Consider the following 15,907-nt stretch of genomic DNA (forward strand, 5'->3'; position numbering starts at 1 on the left):
AACTCAAACAGCGCCGTATGCGCAAACCCTGACAGCCTCGCAATAGCGGGGCTTTTTATTGCCCGGAGATAACCATGACGCGTGAAGACGCCATACGACGAAACGCTATCGAGCGGCTGAAAATCCTGCAACTGGTTAATGAACCTGACTATTGCCACAAGGAAGCAGACGATGCTCTGTGTGATCTGCTACAGGCCATCGGCTATTCAGATGTGGTGAAAGAGTTCAAGGCTATTGAGAAATGGTATGCGTAGGAGATAACTATGGAATCACACAGCCTCACACTCGATGAGGCCTGCGCGTTTCTGAAAATATCCAGACCCACCGCCACTAACTGGATACGCTCAGGCCGACTACAAGCAACCCGAAAAGACCCCGCAAAACCAAAATCCCCTTACCTCACCACCAGACAGGCATGCATTGCGGCTTTACAGTCACCGCTGCATACTGTCGCCGTGAGCGCGGGTGATGACATCAGAGAGGAAACACAATGTCACTCTTCCGCAGAGGTGAAATATGGTACGCGTCGTACTCGCTCCCGGGCGGGAAGCGAATTAAGGAAAGTCTTGGGACTGCCGACAAGCGGCTCGCTACTGAACTACATGACAAGCGCAAAGCTGAATTGTGGAGAGTAGACCGACTTGGTGATTTTCCGGATGTGACGTTTGATGATGCCTGCATGCGCTGGCTGGAAGAGAAAGCCGAGAAGAAATCGCTCAATGACGATCGAAGCAGAATGGCTTTCTGGCTTGCGCATTTTGAGGGTGTGCCGTTAAAGGATGTGACGGAGCAGAAAATATATTCTGCCGTCAGTAAAATGAGCAACCGCAAGCAGCTTGAGAGATGGAGGATTCAGGCAGCTATTGCACAGAAGAACGGCGACACGATTCCTAAGTACGAAGCCAGGCCAGTTACCACTGCGACAAAGGCTAAACACCTGGCGCTAATGAAGTCGATTCTGCGCGCGGCAGAGAGGGAGTGGAAGTGGCTGGAGAAAGCACCTGTTATCAAGATTCCTACAGTAAGGAATAAACGTATCAGGTGGCTTGAGAAGGAAGAGGCAAGGAGGCTGATTGATGAATGTCCTGAGCCGCTTAAATCGGTTGTTAAGTTTGCGCTGGCAACCGGGTTAAGGCGGTCGAACATCATCAATCTGGAGTGGTCGCAACTCGACATGCAGCGCCGGGTTGCGTGGGTAAATCCTGAGGACAGCAAATCAAACAGGGCTATTGGCGTAGCGCTGAATGATACAGCATGCCGCGTACTCAGGGAGCAGATAGGTAAGCACCATAAATGGGTGTTCGTTCACACGAAAGCCTGGCATCGGCCTGACGGAACGTTAACACCGCAAGTAAGAAAGATGCGTGTCGATGATAGCCGGGCGTGGAATGCAGCATGTCGCCGTGCAGGGATAACTGATTTCAGGTTTCACGACCTGAGACACACCTGGGCTAGCTGGTTAATACAGTCTGGCGTTCCATTATCCGTTTTACAGGAGATGGGAGGATGGGAGTCGATAGAAATGGTGCGTCGGTATGCCCACCTTGCACCTAATCACCTGACCGAACATGCGCGTCAGATTGATGCGATTTTTAACGATGATGTCCCAAATATGTCCCACAATGAAAATATGGAGGTGAAGATAAACTGGTAACTCATTGATTTTAAATGGTACGCCCTACAGGGTTCGAACCTGTGACCTACGGCTTAGAAGGCCGTTGCTCTATCCAGCTGAGCTAAGGGCGCACTGATGTCCCTGACGGGAGAGTTGCGGATCGGGATTATACGGTCAACACCAGTTGAGTCAATGGCTTTGCTCTCAGATGCTCGCGAAGTGAGCACCATTCCGCACTTTCTCCGCCCTGCCTTTATGCACGAAACATAAACGGTAACTGACAGCGCCGCCCACTTCTGACAAAATATACACATCCCCACTTCTTTTTAGTTACAGATGGAATCCTCTCTCTGATGGCAGCAAAGATTATAGATGGTAAAACGATTGCGCAGCAGGTGCGCTCTGAGGTTGCTGAAAAGGTGAAAGCTCGCCTGGCAGCCGGGAAACGTGCCCCTGGTCTGGCCGTTATCCTCGTTGGTAGCAACCCTGCGTCGCAGATTTATGTCGGCAGCAAGCGCAAAGCGTGTGAAGAGGTGGGTTTCATCTCCCGCTCTTACGATTTGCCGGAAACCACCACCGAAGCCGAATTGCTGACGCTTATCGACAAGCTTAATGCCGATGCCGAAATCGATGGTATCCTGGTGCAGTTACCGCTGCCTGCCGGTATTGATTATGTCAAAGTGCTGGAGCACATTTCGCCGGATAAAGACGTTGACGGTTTCCATCCGTATAACGTTGGCCGCCTGTGCCAGCGCGCGCCGCGTCTGCGTCCGTGCACGCCGCGCGGTATCGTGACGCTGCTTGAGCGTTACAACATCGATACCTATGGTCTGAATGCGGTGGTGATTGGCGCGTCCAATATCGTGGGGCGTCCGATGAGCATGGAACTGCTGTTGGCCGGTTGCACCACTACGGTGACCCACCGTTTCACCAAAAACCTGCGCCACCACGTAGAAAACGCCGACCTGCTGGTCGTTGCGGTAGGCAAACCGGGCTTTATTCCAGGCGAATGGATCAAAGAAGGCGCCATTGTGATTGATGTCGGCATCAACCGTCTGGAAAATGGCAAAGTGGTGGGCGATGTGGTTTACGAAGACGCTGCCGCGCGTGCCTCGTACATTACTCCGGTTCCGGGCGGCGTTGGCCCGATGACGGTCGCAACCCTGATTCAGAACACGCTGCAGGCGTGCGAAGAGTACCACGACGTGGAGAAAGCATAAGATGGCAACATTCTCACTGGGCAAGCATCCGCATGTCGAGCTCTGCGATCTGCTGAAACTGGAAGGCTGGAGCGAAAGCGGCGCGCAGGCGAAGATCGCCATTGACGACGGCCTGGTCAAGGTCGACGGTAAGGTCGAAACGCGTAAACGTTGTAAAATCGTCGCCGGACAAACGGTAGTCTTTCAGGGACAAAGCGTCACGGTCGTCGCCTGATATCCCCTCTGCAGGCCCGCTCGCCGGGCCTGCCACCTCTCAGATTATCCTTACCCCTGGTACGGTCAATAATTGATCGCCTTCAAATAATCACATTTTGCTATGACCGAAATTCAAATTTCTGTTGCGGAGCCAGAATGCTTACACCACGATAGGTAGAACGTTTTACTAGAACGTTCTACCTACAATAAATGTGCCTATTTCGCACACATAATGGTTCGGATTCGGGGGAATCACAGCATGAATGTGTTATCGGGATTTATTAAGTCACTCTCAAAATTGTCAATGATTGGGCGCGCGTTAATGCTGCCTATTTCGTTGCTGCCTGCCGCCGGTCTGCTGCTGGCGTTTGGCGATAAGTTTCATTTACCGCTGATGATGAACGCCGGTGGGGTTATTTTCGATAACCTGCCTCTGCTGTTCGCCATCGGCTCTGCGGTTGGTCTGGCATCTGAATCCGGGATTGCCGCCCTTTCTGCGGCCGTGTCGGTGTTTGTCACCAACATTACCATCAGCACCGTACTGACGATTACGCCTGAAATGGCATCACAGGGCGGGAAATATGCGATGGTGGTCGGTATTCCATCCTTGCAGATGGGCGTCTTCGGCGGCTTAATCTGCGGTATCCTCGCGGCCTGGTGCTACAACCGCTTCCATACCATGCAGTTGCCCGAACTTTTGGGCTTCTTCTCCGGCAAGCGCTTTGTCGCCATCGCTACCGCGTTTATGTCGTTTATCCTCGGCCTGATCCTGCCCTACGTCTGGCAGCATATCCAGGCAGGTATCGACGCGCTGTCCGTTATCGTCAACGGCGATAATCAGGCAGCCTCGACCTTTATCTTTGGCCTGACAGAACGTGCGTTGATCCCACTCGGCCTGCATCACATTTGGTATCCGTCATTCTGGTACTCCTTCGGTGACTACACCACCCAGGCAGGCCAGGTGATCCACGGTGACCAGACAATCTGGTTCAAAATGCTGGAAGAAGGTACCAAGTCATTCAGCAGCGATACCTATCAGAACGCCGGTAAGTTCATGCAAGGCGAGTTCCCGCTGATGCTATTCGCGCTGCCTGCCGCCTGTCTTGCGATGTACCATGAAGCGCATACCAAAAATAAAAAAATCGCCGCCGGTATTCTCTTCTCCGCCGCGCTGACCTGTTTTTTAACCGGTATCACTGAGCCCGTCGAATTTACCTTTATTTTCGTCGCGCCGATTCTGTATGTGTTCAATGCGATCATGGCGGGTCTGGCCTATATGTCCATGTACCTGATGCATGCACATATCGCGAAGTCGTTCTCCGCCGGTCTTATCGACTACATTTCGTTTGGCATTCTGCCGTCGTTTAACGGCTATGAGACAAACTATCTGAATGCGGTCATCATTGGCATACCGATGGCTTTGATTTACTACTTCACCTTCCGCTTTGTCATCCGTCGCTTTGATGTTAAAACGCCGGGTCGTACCGAAGTGTCTGCGGATGCGAAAGACAAAACCGATGAAGAACTGGTCACCGAAATTGTTGACCTGTTGGGTGGGGCCAAAAACATCGATTCTGTCGGGTCCTGTATCACCCGTCTGCGTATTGAAGTGCTGGATGGCAGCCAGGTCGATAAAGAGGGGCTAAACGGCGTCGGCGCTCGCGGGGTGGTCTTTGTCGGTGATAAAGGTGTGCAGGTGATATTCGGCGCCAGAGCACAGTTTATTGCCCAGGCTATGGCAACATCACTCGGCAAATAACCTTGTGCGGGTAAGGTGAAATAAGTCTCCTGGTTTTACCCAGGAGGCTTTACTATTTCTGACTGATTATTCTGTACTTTCAGGGAGCACGATTGAAAAAGGTCAGCATCATTGATGTCGCTAAACTGGCGGGCGTTTCGGTTTCAACCGTCTCTCTGGTGCTGCGCCAGAAGGGGAAAATCTCCGACGCCACCATCGAAAGAGTGCAGTCGGCTATCAATGAGCTGGGATATGTGCACAATATTGCAGCCGCGAACCTGCGCGCCAATACCTCTAATCTGATCGGCCTGATCCTGCGCGATTTCAGCGACAGCTTTTCCATCAAAGTGATGGCGAGCATTGTTCAGGAGCTTGAACGTCAAGGCTACATGGTCTTCCTGGGCCAGCCACTGGATGACAACGAACACCTTGAACGCTGCCTGCTCTCTTTCAAGCAACAGGGCGTAGCGGGAGTTATTTATCTCTCCTCGGATACCCTCAACCCGCACTTACCGGAAAAGATCAGCCAGTGCCCGCTGCCGATGGTGGTGGTGTCGCAGTCGCAACCTGCGCAAAGTTGCAATCTGGTGATGCGCGACAGCCGCCAGGCCGCCAGCCTGGCGACGCGCTATCTGATTGAACGCGGACACCGAAACATTGCCTATATCGGCGGTCTGGAAAAAGACCTGGTACGCCATCAGCGTTTGTTGGGCGTACACAGCGCGCTCAAGCAGTACGGCATGGCGCTGCGCGATGAATACACGCCTGCCTGCAGCGAATCGACCGAATCAGCGAGCCTGGCGACTCGCCATCTGCTGGAAAAAAATAATACCATCACCGCCCTGCTGTGCCATTCGCCCAATGCAGTGATTGGCTCCATCAGCGGCATTCATCAGGTGGGCCGCACCATCGGTAAAGATGTCTTCCTGACACAGCAGGTGGCGCTGGTTGGCTTCGAGGATATGCTCCACGTGAATCTCACCTCCCCCTCTTTCACTTATGTCTCGTCTGCCAGCGAAGAGGCGGGCCGACAGGCTGCGGGGCTGATAATACGTAAGCTGAAAGAACCAGATTTGCTGACGCAGACCATTACCCTTTCCGGGCAACTGGTGGTGAGAGAGTCCGCATAGGAAAGTGGGTCTTACCGGAATGTACCGTGACGTTATCGCACGGTGCTGGTCGCTATGCCAGGATCTGATCTGAGAAGCGGGTTGTCGCGCTCAACAGGCGAACTTGTACTTTTCCCCGCGAATTTCAGATAACAGGTAGATAATGATGTCTGCGTCGCGTTTTATACTTCCCGTTTTACGCAAAGAAACAGAAACTTATCATGCCCACGATTATCACCCACGCCGCCGTTCCTCTGTGTCTTGGCTTAGGTCTTGGCAGCAAAACCATTCCCCCACGCCTGTTACTGGCCGGCGTCGCCCTGGCGATGTTGCCGGATGCCGATGTGCTGGCATTCAAATTTGGCGTGGCGTACGGCAATATTTTTGGACATCGCGGCTTCACCCATTCGCTGCTGTTCGCCTTTGTGGTGCCAATTCTGGTGACATGGCTGGGGCGACGCTGGCTTAACGCCAGCCTGATGCGCTGCTGGGTCTTTTTAACCGTCACATTGTTGTCGCACAGTTTGCTGGATTCTATAACCAGTGGCGGGAAAGGGGTTGGCTGGCTTTGGCCATGGTCAGATGAGCGTTTTCTGGCTCCCTGGCAGGTGATTAAAGCCGCGCCGTTTGCCCTGTCGCGATATATGACCCCATACGGGCATCAAGTGATTATTTCGGAACTGCTGTGGGTGTGGTTGCCGGGGATCGTTGTGATGGGCGTGTTGTGGCACTGGCGCAGACGTTGATGTTAAGCATCGTTCGCCCTAGCGTTGTGCAAACCCGTAGCCCCGGCCAGCGACAGCGCCGCCGGGGAACATCCCGGATGGCGGCGTAAGCGCCTTATCCGGGCTACGTCTCCCTCTGGGTAACGAGGAAAAACTACTTACGACGCCAGGTGGTACCCTGCGGGCCATCTTCCAGCACGATGCCCATCTCGTTGAGACGATCACGCGCCGCATCGGCCGCCGCCCAGTCCTTCGCTTTACGCGCATCCAGACGCTGTTGAATCAACGCTTCAATCTCAGCCACTTCGCCATCATCGGCCTGCGCACCGCTTTGCAGGAACGCATCAGGTTCCTGCTCCAGCAGCCCCAGCACCGAAGCGAGCTTACGCAGATGAGAGGCCAGCGCATTCGCCGCCTGCATATCTTCTGATTTCAGGCGGTTCACTTCACGGGCCATATCGAACAGCACGGAATACGCTTCCGGCGTGTTGAAGTCATCATTCATCACCTCAACAAAGCGCGCTTCAAACGCCTCGCCGCCAGCCGCCGCGACAGACTTATCGGTGCCACGCAGCGCGGTGTACAGACGCTCCAGCGCTGAACGAGCCTGCTTGAGGTTCTCTTCGCTGTAGTTCAACTGGCTGCGATAGTGGCCTGACATCAGGAAGTAGCGAATGGTCTCGGCGTCGTAATATTTCAGCACATCACGCACGGTAAAGAAGTTGCCCAATGATTTGGACATCTTTTCACGATCCACCATCACCATGCCGGAGTGCATCCAGTAATTCACATATTCGCCGTCATGGGCGCAGGTAGACTGGGCAATTTCGTTTTCATGGTGCGGGAACATCAGGTCCGAACCGCCGCCGTGAATATCGAAATGATTACCCAACTGTTTGCAGTTCATCGCGGAACATTCAATGTGCCAGCCCGGACGCCCTTCACCCCACGGAGAAGTCCAGCTCGGCTCGCCAGGCTTTGACATCTTCCACAGAACGAAGTCCATCGGATTACGCTTCACATCCACGACGTCCACACGGGCGCCCGCCTGCAGTTGATCGAGATCCTGGCGCGACAGTTGACCATAATTCGGATCCGTCGGCACAGAGAACATCACATCGCCGTTATCCGCTACATAGGCATGACCACGGGCGATTAACTGTTCAGTGATTTCGATGATCTCATGGATATGGTGCGTCGCACGCGGCTCCATGTCCGGGCGCAGAATATTGAGCGCATCAAAATCTTTGTGCATTTCCGCGATCATTCGGTCGACCAGCGCCACAAAGCTTTCGCCGTTCTCATTGGCGCGTTTGATGATTTTATCGTCGATATCGGTGATATTACGCACGTATTTCAGCTTATAGCCGAGAAAACGCAGGTAGCGGGCGACCACATCAAACGCGACGAAAGTACGGCCATGACCGATATGACAGAGATCGTAAACAGTGATACCACACACGTACATGCCGACTTCCCCGGCATGGATAGGTTTGAATTCCTCTTTTTGGCGCGTCAGTGTATTGAAGATTTTTAACATCGAAGATTCCATGTAGACGTGTGTGGACCGGAAAAACGCATATATTACCCGTAATTCAATCCCGAAGCAGCACTGATTGCAAGGTGATCGCGGCAGCAGGTTATGCTATAACAGGCGACTATCACTGACCCATAGTCGGGTCTGCGCACCACTCTACCGGAACAGGATGCAAAAATGGTTACTTTCCACACTAATCACGGCGACATCGTAATCAAAACTTTTGATGATAAAGCGCCTGAAACAGTTAAAAACTTCCTGGACTATTGCCGTGAAGGTTTTTACAACAACACCATTTTCCACCGTGTCATTAATGGCTTTATGATCCAGGGCGGCGGCTTCGAGCCGGGCATGCATCAGAAAGCAACCAAAGACCAGATCAAAAACGAAGCTAACAACGGCCTGAAAAACACCCGCGGCACGCTGGCCATGGCGCGTACTCAGGCTCCGCACTCTGCAACCGCACAGTTCTTTATCAACGTCGTAGATAACGACTTCCTGAACTTCTCTGGCGAAAGCCTGCAGGGTTGGGGCTACTGTGTGTTTGCCGAAGTGGTTGAAGGCATGGACGTGGTAGATAAAATCAAAGCCGTTCCTACCGGCCGCAGCGGTATGCATCAGGACGTGCCGAAAGAAGATGTCGTGATTGAAAGCGTGACCGTTAGCGAGTAATCGTGGCGACACTTTTTATCGCAGACCTTCATCTGCAAACAGAAGAACCGGCGATCACCGCCGGTTTTCTGCGTTTTTTGACAGGCACAGCCCGCCAGGCTGACGCGCTCTATATTTTGGGCGACCTGTTCGAAGCCTGGATTGGCGACGACGACCCCACTCCCCTTCATCGCGAGATCGCCGCCGCCATCAAGGCGCTGGTCGACAGTGGCGTTCCCTGCTACTTCATCCACGGCAATCGCGACTTCCTGCTTGGCAAGCGCTTTGCACGCGAAAGCGGCATGCAGCTCCTGCCGGAAGAAAAAGTGCTCGATCTTTATGGTCGCAAGGTGCTGATTATGCACGGCGATACGCTCTGCACCGATGATGCAGGCTATCAGGCGTTTCGCGCCAAAGTCCACAAGCCCTGGCTCCAGACGCTGTTTCTCGCCCTGCCGCTGTTTGTTCGCCAACGTATCGCTGCAAAAATGCGGGCGAGTAGCAAAGCTGCCAACAGCAGTAAATCGCTGGCCATTATGGACGTGAACCCGCAGGCTGTCGTTGCCGCGCTGGAAAGACATCAGGTTCAGTGCCTGATCCACGGTCACACCCACCGCCCGGACGTACACGAGCTTATCGCAAACAGCAAACCCGCCATGCGCGTGGTCCTCGGCGCCTGGCATACCCAGGGCTCGATGGTGAAAGTGACCGCAGACAACGTCGAGTTAATCCCTTTTCCGTTCGGATAATTTGAGCCGCTGGATGATCATGCATCGACACAGCGGATTGCAGCATTCATCGCTACGCAACCGTTTTCCTTGCCCATTTTCCGTGCTATTCTTTGTGCCCTCAAAAGCTGTCCGTAGTCGCACCCACAGGAGTTTTCTTAACGCATGTCTTCTGCTAACCAACCGGCGCGTATCGCCATTGTCATGGGATCGAAAAGCGATTGGGCGACCATGCAGTTCGCCACCGAAATTCTCGATATCCTGAATGTCCCGCACCATGTTGAAGTCGTCTCCGCTCACCGCACGCCCGATAAACTGTTCAGCTTTGCCGAAAGCGCCGAAGAGAACGGTTTCCAGGTGATCATTGCGGGTGCTGGCGGCGCGGCGCATCTGCCGGGGATGATTGCAGCGAAAACCTTAGTGCCTGTGCTGGGTGTGCCGGTACAGAGCGCCGCGCTGAGCGGTGTGGATAGCCTCTACTCCATCGTCCAGATGCCGCGCGGTATTCCGGTCGGTACGCTGGCAATTGGCAAAGCGGGTGCGGCGAACGCGGCCCTGCTGGCCGCACAAATCCTGGCACAGCACGACGCCGAACTGCATCAGCGCCTGGCCGAGTTCCGTCGCGCTCAGACCGACGAAGTGCTGGAAAACCCGGATCCACGGGGTGCGGCATGAAACAGGTTTGCATTTTAGGTAACGGTCAGCTTGGGCGTATGCTGCGCCAGGCAGGCGAACCACTGAGCATCGCCGTGTGGCCCGTGGGGCTGGATGCGGACCCGGAAGCCGTGCCGTTCGCCCGGAGCGTGATTACCGCTGAGATCGAACGCTGGCCGGAAACCGCCCTGACCCGCGAACTGGCGCGTCACCCGGCATTTGTAAACCGCGATGTGTTCCCGATTATTGCTGACCGTCTGACACAGAAACAGCTGTTCGACAGACTCGGCCTTGCCACCGCACCGTGGCAGTTGCTGGCCGACAAAAGCGAATGGCCTGCGGTTTTCAATACGCTGGGTGAACTGGCGATTGTCAAACGCCGCGTAGGCGGATACGACGGTCGCGGTCAGTGGCGCCTGCGTGCAGGTGAAACGGAACAATTGCCGGATGACTGCTACGGCGAATGCATCGTTGAGCAGGGCATCAATTTTTCCGGTGAGGTATCGCTGGTGGGCGCCCGCGGCCATGACGGCAGCACAGTGTTCTATCCGCTGACTCACAACCTGCATCAGGACGGTATTCTGCGCACCAGCGTGGTATTTCCGCAGGCCGACATGCGCCAGCAACAGCAGGCAGAAAGCATGCTCTCTGCCATTATGCACGACCTGAATTATGTGGGCGTGATGGCGATGGAGTGCTTCGTGACGCCGGCAGGCTTGCTGATTAACGAACTGGCGCCGCGCGTACACAATAGCGGCCATTGGACGCAGAACGGCGCCTCGATCAGCCAGTTTGAATTGCATCTGCGTGCGGTGGTGGATTTACCGCTGCCGCCGCCGGTAGTCAACAGCCCGTCGGTGATGATTAACCTCATTGGTAGCGATTTGAATTATGACTGGCTGAAACTGCCGCTGGTGCATCTGCACTGGTACGACAAAGAGGTGCGCCCAGGCCGTAAGGTGGGGCATCTTAACCTGAACGACAGCGACACTGGCCGCCTGAGCGCGACGCTGGAAGCGCTGGTGCCCCTGCTGCCGCCGGAGTATGCCAGCGGTATTGCCTGGGCGCAGGCGAAGCTTGCCTGATAACTGTCCCCGGCGGCGCTACGCTTGCCGGGGCTACAAAATCGTAGCCCGGATAAGGCGGTTACGCCGCATCCGGGAATGTCCCCGGCGCTGCGCTTGCCAGGGCTACAGAACCGTAGCCCGGATAAGACGTTTTCGCCGCATCCGGGAACTCTCCCCGGCGGCGCTGCGCTTGCCGGGGCTACAGAACCATAGCCTGGATAAAGCGGTTACGCCGCACCCGGGAATGTCCCCGGCGGTGCTGCGCTTGCCGGGGCTACAAAATCGTAGACCGGATAAGGCGGTCACGCCGCATCCGGGAATGTCCCCGGCGGTGCTGCGCTTGCCGGGGCTACAGAACCGTAGCCTGGATAAAACGGTCACGCCGCATCCGGGAACTCTCCCCGGCGGTGCTGCGCTTGCCGGGGCTACAGAACTGTAGACCGGATAAGGCGGTCACGCCGCATCCGGGATAGCCTCAGTGCCTGTCGCGCTTATCGGCGCGCTGTGCCAGCCAGTCGCCCAGCATCTGCACGACCTGCACCAGCACAATCAGCGCGATAACCGTTACCACCATCACCTGCGTTTCGTAGCGATAGTAGCCGTAGCGGATGGCCAGATCACCGACGCCGCCGCCACCGACAATCCCTGCCATCGCCGAATAACCAATAAGGCTCACCAGCGTAATCGTCAAACCGCGCAACAGGCCTGCGCTGGCTTCTGGCAGCAGCACCGTACAGATGATACGCATAGGACTGGCGCCAAACGCTTCCGCCGCTTCAATAATGCCCTTATCCACTTCACGCAGCGCGCCATCCACCAGACGGGCATAAAAGGCAATCGCCGCCACGGACAGCGGCACCGATGCGGCAATCGGCCCAATGGTGTTGCCGAGCAAAAACTGGGTTAACGGCAGCAACAGCACCAGCAGGATAACAAAAGGCACAGAGCGAATGATGTTCACCAGCACGGAGCTGATGAGATAGACCGCGCGGTTTTGCCAGAACAGGTTACGGTCAGTCACGAAGATCAGAAAACCCAGCGGCAGACCGCCGATAATTGCCAGCACCGTTGAGATGCTCAGCATCTGGAAAGTTTCGCCAAACGCGAGGCTCAAATCGGCCACTAAATCATCCACGGATCACCTCCACCTGAGCGGTACGGTTACGAATGTAGTCCACCGCCTGTTCTACCACAGCCGGGTCTTGTGCAGTGAGTTGCACCACCAAAATGCCCAGCGCACGCTCACCGATATACTCGATTTTGCCGTGCAGAATATTCACCGCCACGCCAAAGTTAATGGCCGCGTCGGACAGCACCGGTTGCTCGGCAGAATCGCCAATAAACAGGATTTTCAATAATTGTCCCGGCAGGTGCTCGCGCAAACGGTCCGGCAGCGTCAGATTCAGCGTGCGTGAAACCAGTTGTTGCGTGAAGGCATGCTGTGGATGGGCAAAAATATCAAACACATCGCCACTTTCAACAACCTTGCCGCCGGACATCACCGCCACGCGATCGCAGATGGATTTGATCACGTTCATCTCATGGGTGATCAGCACGATCGTGATGCCAAGCTGCGTGTTGATCTGCTTGAGCAGTTCCAGAATGGTGGCCGAGGTTTCCAGATCCAGCGCGGAGGTCGGCTCGTCACACAACAGCACATCCGGGTGGTTGGCGATAGCACGGGCGATGCCGACGCGCTGCTTCTGCCCACCGCTCAGTTGTACCGGGTAGCGGTTGGCTTTATCGCCCAGCCCCACCAGTTCCAGGATTTCCGTTACCCGCGGAGCGATTTTACTGCGCTCCCACCCCGCCGCTTTCAGGCTGAATGCCACGTTTTGCGCCACGGTGCGCGTGTGCATCAGATTGAAGTGCTGGAAGATCATGCCGATTCGCTGGCGCGCTTTACGCAGCGTCAGGCCTTCCATTTGTGAAATCGCCACGCCGTTCACTTTGACGCAGCCTTCACTCGGGCGTTGCAGGGCATTCAATGTACGCAGGAGGGTGCTTTTCCCCGCGCCGCTGGTGCCGACAATGCCAAAAATTTCACCGGGTGCGATACGCAAGCTGACACTGTCCACAGCACGCATGGGTTTTGCTCCCCGCACGGCGGGAAAATCCACGCACACCTTATCTATCTCAATCATGTGTCCCTCAAATAGCAAAAGGCAGGCCGCAGCCTGCCTGTTAACCTGGATTCGCCCTTATTTGTTATCCGCGGAGGTCATCCACTCCGGTTTCTGGAAAGCGCCGTAAACATTTTTCGGGTCATCAATCACCGCGCGGTAAGCCGGGGATTTCACAACCTCAACAATATCTTTGGCGAAAGGCTTATCCGCATCTTCACTACGTACGGCGATGATATTTTTGAGATTCTCATCCAGATGTTCTTGCTTGATCGCGGTAGACAGATCGAGGCCTGCGGCAATAGCAAAGTTACCGTTGACCAGCGCGGCGGTGGCGCTATCCAGCGTACGCGGCAACTGCGCGGCTTCCAGCGGTTTAAACACCAGCCCTTTCGGGTTGCCGGCAATATCGCGCTCAGAAGCTTTGGTCGGATCAATGTTGTCTTTCAGGGTAATCAGATCCAGCGATTTCAGGAAACGCAGGCCGCGAGCCAGGTTGGTAGGATCGTTGGACAGCGTGACGATGTCGCCTTTTTTCAGCTCATCGAGGCTCTTAATTTTATGGGAGTAGAATCCCATACCCGCCGTCGGTACGGTGATCAGTTTGGTCAGCTTCAACCCTTTATCCGCAGTGAATTTATCGAAATAGAGCGAATGCTGAAACAGGTTGGCATCAATACTGCCGTTCGACAGCGCCATATTCGGCTGCACGTAGTCGCTAAATTCGCGCACCACGACTTTGTAGCCTTTTTCTTTCAGTGACGGCTCAATAGCCTGTTTTACCATGTCGCCATAAGGCCCCGGCGCAACGCCGAAAACGATGGTGTGCGGATCGCTGTTGGCCTGCGCAGAAGATAAGCCGCATGCCAGAAGTAGTGCCCCAAAGGTGGCGCGTAAACCGAGACGACGTCCCATACATTCTCCCTAACGAAGTGTGTCTGCTGTGTGGCGCACCGTCGACGCGGCGCGCTCCATATTCATTACAGGGATAAGATGGCATAAAGATAACGCAGCGGTAATTGAAAAAAATTCATGTTGTTGTGAAGTATGTCACTGAATGATGGGAGATTTTGCAAAGGTAAGGCGATGAAGCATAAAGAAAAGCGAAAATCACCCGCCTTCCTTTATGCACTTTTTAGATAAGCAAACTCAGATCTTTGCTAAGCAGAATGACGGGACTCTACTTCCGGGTCAGTAGGCGTTCTCGGCACAGGCAGGTTGAACCCGAACAGCGCGTAGAAAGTGCAACGTACGCGGAGTACGTGAGGATTTCGAGCACTGCCCGGGTTCAAACTGGCAAGTCAGATAGCCAGATGCCCTGGAATGTTAGAAGTCGTAGCGCAGACGCACCAGGTTCATATCGCCCAGATCATCGGTGCTGGAGGTAAACACGTGTTCGTAATCCACGCGGAAGCCATAATCCAGCTGGAAGCTGATACCTACGCCGTTATCGATACGCTGGTAGTTGCGCCCATTCACGTATTCGATGCGATCGCCCATAAAGTACGGCTGAATAGATTTCACAGCATACTGATTAACAGGGATCTTATAACCGGCGAAATATTCAACGCCCCACGCATCACCCGCGAAATAATTGTGAACCGTGTTTTTCTTGCTCAGCAGGAAGTTCTGATACCAGCCGCCGCCAGCGGAGAAGGTCCAGTTGTCCGGCGTCCAGCTCAGCGCTGTACCAAGAATATTCTGGTCATACGTTTTGCTGTCATCATTGCCCGGATTGCGCATTTCAGCACGGGTATAGTTCCATGCGGCCCCCCAGGTCAAGGTGTTAGTCAGATGGTAATCCAGGCCCAGCGAGCCGCCGCCTTTACGTTTGTAACGCAGACCGTTGCCCGGCAGATATTCGTTATCATCGAACAGATAAGAGGCGTAAAGATCCGCGCTCCCGAACGTATTCTTATATTTCAGCATATTGCGTGAACGATAAGATCCGTCATAGTCGCCGTTAATACCGTTGCCCGGCGCCTGAGCGATCATGTCGTAATCCCAGATATCGGTTTTCGCCCCTACCACATCATAGTAAATACTGTTTTGCTGACCGTAGGTTAATGTTCCCCAGGTTTTGCTTTTCAGACCGGTATAGAGCATACGCCGCGTGGTGTCGTGGGCACCTTTCGCATAGTGGTTATCCCAGTCGAAGACCGCCGGAATATTGACGCCCAGTTCGTAGTAGTTAATCCAACTGATGTCATCAAACAGGTAGTAATCACTGGCGAAACGGAAACGCGTACCGCCGTCAAAACCGTTACGTTTGTAAGAGCCTTTATCACCGTCACCCGTCATCATATTGAATTGCGGACGGATACTCCCGCCCACGGTGAAATTGAGACGACTTAACGGATCGCCTGCCTGTGGATCTTGTTTCAGCAGCGTGATCTCGGCCTGAGACGCAAAGGAGGCCATTGCCAGTGCCGCGCCGATCGTTATCGCCAGCGCTTTAATTTTATGTGCCATGCTGTTTCCTTGGTTAATAAGCAGCCAAATAGTTGCCAGCTGAATATTAACGCCGATTAAGCACGCCATGTTG

17 protein-coding genes, 1 tRNA gene and 1 pseudogene are annotated in these 15,907 nt (G+C 54.5%); 13 read left to right on the forward strand and 6 right to left on the reverse strand.

Annotated features, from left to right (window positions below; genetic code table 11):
• Positions 1 to 74: 74 nt before the first annotated feature.
• From AB182_RS19305 to AB182_RS19310, 3 genes and pseudogenes are all read left to right on the forward strand, one after another.
• A complete protein-coding gene (locus tag AB182_RS19305; protein ID WP_047371509.1) occupies positions 75 to 254 on the forward strand; it encodes a hypothetical protein in 180 nt (59 codons plus the stop codon).
• 9 nt (positions 255 to 263) lie between these two features.
• Positions 264 to 329 (forward strand): annotated as a pseudogene (locus tag AB182_RS33235) (helix-turn-helix domain-containing protein); the annotation flags it as partial.
• Positions 330 to 490: 161 nt separating this feature from the next.
• Positions 491 to 1,654: a tyrosine-type recombinase/integrase gene (locus AB182_RS19310; RefSeq protein WP_047371510.1), complete on the forward strand. Its 1,164-nt coding sequence runs from the start codon at positions 491 to 493 to the stop codon at positions 1,652 to 1,654.
• 15 nt (positions 1,655 to 1,669) lie between these two features.
• On the opposite strand, the gene AB182_RS19315 is transcribed toward AB182_RS19310, so the two are convergent.
• Positions 1,670 to 1,746: transfer RNA gene (locus tag AB182_RS19315), tRNA-Arg, on the reverse strand.
• A 222-nt stretch (positions 1,747 to 1,968) separates the two neighbouring features.
• Here AB182_RS19315 and folD point away from each other — a divergent pair.
• The 5 genes from folD (at position 1,969) to AB182_RS19340 (ending at position 6,623) form a co-directional block, all read left to right on the forward strand.
• Positions 1,969 to 2,835, forward strand: a complete 867-nt coding sequence (gene folD / locus AB182_RS19320; RefSeq protein WP_047371511.1) for a bifunctional methylenetetrahydrofolate dehydrogenase/methenyltetrahydrofolate cyclohydrolase FolD — start codon at positions 1,969 to 1,971, stop codon at positions 2,833 to 2,835.
• Position 2,836: 1 nt separating this feature from the next.
• A complete protein-coding gene (ybcJ, locus tag AB182_RS19325; RefSeq protein ID WP_041852425.1) occupies positions 2,837 to 3,049 on the forward strand; it encodes a ribosome-associated protein YbcJ in 213 nt (70 codons plus the stop codon).
• Between the two features lie 240 nt (positions 3,050 to 3,289).
• Entirely contained in the window at positions 3,290 to 4,789 is a 1,500-nt protein-coding gene (locus tag AB182_RS19330; RefSeq protein ID WP_047371512.1) for a PTS transporter subunit EIIC, read from the forward strand.
• Positions 4,790 to 4,881: 92 nt separating this feature from the next.
• Positions 4,882 to 5,898: a Mal regulon transcriptional regulator MalI gene (gene malI / locus AB182_RS19335; RefSeq protein ID WP_047371513.1), complete on the forward strand. Its 1,017-nt coding sequence runs from the start codon at positions 4,882 to 4,884 to the stop codon at positions 5,896 to 5,898.
• A 200-nt stretch (positions 5,899 to 6,098) separates the two neighbouring features.
• Positions 6,099 to 6,623 (forward strand): metal-dependent hydrolase, encoded by a 525-nt coding sequence (locus AB182_RS19340; protein ID WP_047371514.1) that lies wholly within the window; start codon positions 6,099 to 6,101, stop codon positions 6,621 to 6,623.
• Positions 6,624 to 6,756: 133 nt separating this feature from the next.
• Here the strand turns inward: AB182_RS19340 and cysS are convergent, their stop codons facing one another.
• Positions 6,757 to 8,142, reverse strand: a complete 1,386-nt coding sequence (gene cysS / locus AB182_RS19345) for a cysteine--tRNA ligase (RefSeq protein ID WP_047371515.1) — start codon at positions 8,140 to 8,142, stop codon at positions 6,757 to 6,759.
• A gap of 174 nt (positions 8,143 to 8,316) precedes the next feature.
• On the opposite strand from cysS, the gene ppiB reads away from it, so the two are divergent.
• From ppiB to AB182_RS32365, 5 genes are all read left to right on the forward strand, one after another.
• Entirely contained in the window at positions 8,317 to 8,811 is a 495-nt protein-coding gene (ppiB, locus tag AB182_RS19350; RefSeq protein ID WP_041852430.1) for a peptidylprolyl isomerase B, read from the forward strand.
• 2 nt (positions 8,812 to 8,813) lie between these two features.
• Positions 8,814 to 9,539 carry a UDP-2,3-diacylglucosamine diphosphatase gene (gene lpxH / locus AB182_RS19355; RefSeq protein ID WP_047371516.1) on the forward strand — a complete coding sequence of 242 codons (726 nt, stop codon included), beginning with the start codon at positions 8,814 to 8,816 and terminating at the stop codon, positions 9,537 to 9,539.
• Between the two features lie 144 nt (positions 9,540 to 9,683).
• Positions 9,684 to 10,193, forward strand: coding sequence for a 5-(carboxyamino)imidazole ribonucleotide mutase (gene purE / locus AB182_RS19360; protein WP_047371517.1), 510 nt, complete (start codon positions 9,684 to 9,686; stop codon positions 10,191 to 10,193).
• Positions 10,190 to 11,257 (forward strand): 5-(carboxyamino)imidazole ribonucleotide synthase, encoded by a 1,068-nt coding sequence (gene purK / locus AB182_RS19365; protein ID WP_047371518.1) that lies wholly within the window; start codon positions 10,190 to 10,192, stop codon positions 11,255 to 11,257. Before purE ends, purK begins: the two co-directional genes overlap by 4 nt.
• Positions 11,250 to 11,678, forward strand: a complete 429-nt coding sequence (locus tag AB182_RS32365) for a hypothetical protein (RefSeq protein ID WP_139153715.1) — start codon at positions 11,250 to 11,252, stop codon at positions 11,676 to 11,678. The genes purK and AB182_RS32365 overlap by 8 nt, the downstream gene beginning before the upstream one ends.
• Before the next feature lie 36 nt (positions 11,679 to 11,714).
• On the opposite strand, the gene AB182_RS19375 is transcribed toward AB182_RS32365, so the two are convergent.
• From AB182_RS19375 to AB182_RS19390, 4 genes are all read right to left on the reverse strand, one after another.
• Positions 11,715 to 12,374, reverse strand: a complete 660-nt coding sequence (locus AB182_RS19375) for a methionine ABC transporter permease (protein ID WP_047371520.1) — start codon at positions 12,372 to 12,374, stop codon at positions 11,715 to 11,717.
• The gene (sfbB, locus tag AB182_RS19380) at positions 12,367 to 13,383 is read right to left on the reverse strand and encodes a virulence-associated ABC transporter ATP-binding protein SfbB (RefSeq protein WP_047371521.1); all 1,017 of its coding nucleotides are present in this window, start codon (positions 13,381 to 13,383) and stop codon (positions 12,367 to 12,369) included. Before sfbB ends, AB182_RS19375 begins: the two co-directional genes overlap by 8 nt.
• Positions 13,384 to 13,440: 57 nt before the next feature.
• Positions 13,441 to 14,277: a MetQ/NlpA family ABC transporter substrate-binding protein gene (locus AB182_RS19385; protein ID WP_047371522.1), complete on the reverse strand. Its 837-nt coding sequence runs from the start codon at positions 14,275 to 14,277 to the stop codon at positions 13,441 to 13,443.
• A 411-nt stretch (positions 14,278 to 14,688) separates the two neighbouring features.
• A complete protein-coding gene (locus tag AB182_RS19390; protein ID WP_047371523.1) occupies positions 14,689 to 15,834 on the reverse strand; it encodes a porin in 1,146 nt (381 codons plus the stop codon).
• Between the last annotated feature and the right edge of the window lie 73 nt (positions 15,835 to 15,907).

Origin of the sequence: Phytobacter ursingii (assembly GCF_001022135.1) — a bacterium.
Classification (GTDB): Bacteria; Pseudomonadota; Gammaproteobacteria; order Enterobacterales; family Enterobacteriaceae; genus Phytobacter; species Phytobacter ursingii.